This window comes from Devosia sp. (assembly GCF_036676215.1).
In the GTDB taxonomy this organism is placed as follows: domain Bacteria; phylum Pseudomonadota; class Alphaproteobacteria; order Rhizobiales; family Devosiaceae; genus Devosia.
This window is the reverse complement of sequence record NZ_JAKFDJ010000117.1, coordinates 1-2840: the sequence shown is the minus strand read 5'-3', so window position 1 is coordinate 2840 and position 2840 is coordinate 1. Positions and strand designations below refer to the sequence as shown.

At 65.6% G+C, this 2840-nt stretch carries 4 protein-coding genes; 1 reads left to right on the top strand and 3 read right to left on the bottom strand.

The features are described from left to right. From V6M52_RS11030 to fliQ, 3 genes are all read right to left on the bottom strand, one after another. The coding region (locus V6M52_RS11030) for an EscU/YscU/HrcU family type III secretion system export apparatus switch protein (protein ID WP_332701053.1) at positions 1-716 on the bottom strand (716 nt) is incomplete at its 3' end. 1 nt (position 717) lies between these two features. Then, the gene (fliR, locus tag V6M52_RS11025; RefSeq protein WP_332701052.1) at positions 718-1476 is read right to left on the bottom strand and encodes a flagellar biosynthetic protein FliR; all 759 of its coding nucleotides are present in this window, start codon (positions 1474-1476) and stop codon (positions 718-720) included. Between the two features lie 10 nt (positions 1477-1486). Beyond that, a complete protein-coding gene (fliQ, locus tag V6M52_RS11020; protein WP_254836300.1) occupies positions 1487-1750 on the bottom strand; it encodes a flagellar biosynthesis protein FliQ in 264 nt (87 codons plus the stop codon). 156 nt (positions 1751-1906) lie between these two features. Between fliQ and V6M52_RS11015 the strand changes: the two genes are divergently transcribed. Further along, positions 1907-2840: DUF3089 domain-containing protein (locus tag V6M52_RS11015; protein ID WP_332701051.1), on the top strand; the 934-nt coding region annotated here is incomplete at its 3' end.

Here is a 2840-nt window from a genome sequence, read left to right as displayed (position 1 = left end):
GGGTCGCCCTCGGTGTTCTTGAACTCCTCCTTCAGCTCCTCCTTGGTCATCATCATCTTCTTCATGAAGCGCTGGCGCTGCCAGAACCAGTCGAAGCCCGCGATGACCAGCATCAGCCCGGCCACGGCGAAGACCAGCTTGCGGAGGATCTCGATGACGAAGGGCAGGATCGCCGCCGGGTCCATGGCCGACAGGCCCTGCATCGGGGCGACATAGGGCTTGACCACGACATAGCCGACCCAGGCGACGATGATGATCTTCACCAGCGACTTGAAGAACTGCATCAGGCCGTCCGGACCCAGCATCCGCTTCAGCCCGCCCATCGGCGAGACCTTCTTCCAGTCGGGCTTGAGCTTGTCGGGGCTGTACATGAACCCGGTCTGGATCAGGTTTCCGCCGGTCCCCAGCAGGGCCGCCACCACCAGCACGGTCAGCAGGATCGGGGCGGCGGCCATCATGCTGTGGCGGGCGATGTCGACCCCGCCGCCGCCTTCGAGGTTCATGTCATGCGGATGGGCGATGAAGGGCAGCAGGGCGTTGGCCAGGTTGTTCGACATCCAGCCGCCGGCAATGGCCAGCACGCTCGCGGCCCCGGCGAACGAGGCCAGCAAGGCGAGATCCGGCGTCTTGACGACGTCGCCCTTCTCGCGGGCCTTCTGAAGCTTGCCGGGTGTCGGCTCTTCTGTTTTCGAGGCTGCGTCGTTCTCTTCGGCCATGTCAGCCCGCCGCGAACAGGCTGATCAGCTCGCGATAACGGCTGACCCAGACCATGCCGATCGTGCCCAGGCTGAGCGCGAAGAGCGAAAGCCCGAACAGCACCATCAGCGGCGTGGCCACGAAGAACACCTGGAACTGCGGCATCACCCGGCCGACCAGGCCCGCGGCGATGTTGAAGATCAGCGAGAACACCACCACCGGGGCGGCGAGCTGCAGGCCCAGGCGGAACGACCCTGACACCGTCTCGATGGCCAGCTGGGCGGCGTCGGCCACCGGCACGTCGCGGGAGAACGGGAACAGCGTGTAGGAGCGCACGATCCCGGCCAGGAACATGTGGTGCAGGTCGGTGGTCATGATCAGGACGATGCCGATAAGGCCCAGGAAGGTGCCGAGCGTCGTCGACGGCGCGGCCTGGCCGGGGGCGGCGGTCTGGGCGAAGGCGAGCGTGGTCTGGATCGAGACGATCTCGCCGGCGGCCGCCAGGGACGACATGAAGAGCCGCAGGATGGCGCCGATCATCAGCCCGATCAGCACCTCCTTGATCACCGCCGTCCCGACCCCCGACACCGTGCCCGGCACCGGCAGGCCCTTGGCGATCACCGGCATCAGCATCAGCGCCATCAGGAAGGCGAAGGACAGCCGGATGCGCGGCGGCACGGTGGTGTCGCCGAACCCGGGCAGCAGCATGATCATCGCCCCGATGCGGGCGAAGATCAGGCCTCCGGCATAGACCTGGGAAGCGACAGCGTAGTGCTCCATCGGCCCCCGGCTACATCGCCGCGATGCGGGCGGCGATCTGGCGCATGAAGCCGCTCATCAGGGCGCCCATCAGCGGCAGGAAGACCAGCAGCGAGATGAAGATCGCCACGATCTTCGGCGCGTAGACCAGGGTGGCTTCCTGGATCTGGGTGAGCGCCTGCATCAGGCCGATGCCGACGCCGACCACCAGGCCGACGATGAGCACGGGGGCCGACAGCTGGATGGTGAGCCAGATGGCGTCGCGGCCGACGTCCAGAACTTCGGCGCCGTTCATCGGGGGCCTCTTGGGGTACGCGTGGAGCAAGGTTGGAAGCTAGGCGGATTTTGCCGGGCTATGGTTAACGAAGGGAGAATCCGGGGCTGGTTAGCGCATATCGACATTCGCCAATCGATGTGATTTACATGTGTAGTTTTTCAATTGGTGGGGCCGATGTCCAATTTTGCGAAGACGGTGCTGAGCATCGCGGTCGCCCTGGCCGCGCACGGTCTGTCCTTCAAGGACGCGGTCGCGATGGCCCCAGCGGATAGCGCGATGCCCCTCGACTATGCCGACGTCCGACATTGGGTGTGTCGACCGAACCTGCCCGGGGCTTGTCGCGACGATCTTGACGCGGCCGTCCTCGAAGCGAGCGGCGCGGTATGGACCGAACCATTCCAGCCCGCCGCGTCGCCCAAAGCCGATTGTTTCTATGTCTATCCGACCGTGTCGGAGAGTCCGGGCCTCACGGCGGAGCCGGCCGTGACAGAGGCCGAACGGCGGGCCGTGCGTCAACAGGTGCAGCGGCTCTCGAGCGTCTGCCGACTGTTCGTCCCCTTCTACCGCCAGATCACCGCCACCTCGATGAAGTCTGACTTCGAGAAGCCCTCGTCCGATGCTCAGGAACGGGCTGGGAGAACAGCTGAGGCTGACGTTCTCGCCGCCTGGGACCACTACGTCTCTCATGACAACAGCGGGCGGTCCGTGATCCTGATCGGGCACTCGCAGGGCGCAGCCATGGTCATCAACTTGATCCGCGAGCGCGTAGACGCCCGGCCGATGCAAGAGCGGCTGGTGTCGGCGATCCTACCCGGATGGTTTGTGCAGGTTCCGGTGGGCAAGCTTGTGGGCGGAACCTTCAAGGCGATTCCGCCCTGTCGCAGCGAGCGCCAGACCGGCTGCGTGATTACCTACAACGCCCTTCGCGCAGAACGGCCAATTCCCGCGGACAAGGTTTTTCACCTCGAAGGGCAGCAACAGGTCTGCACGAATCCCGCGGCGCTGGGCGGTGGTGCCGGGGTTCTCAAGCCATACCTCTCGACGCGGGGAGAAACGATCCTCCCCACCTTCACCGCGCCGCAGCCCGCCTGGACCCAGCCGCCGATCC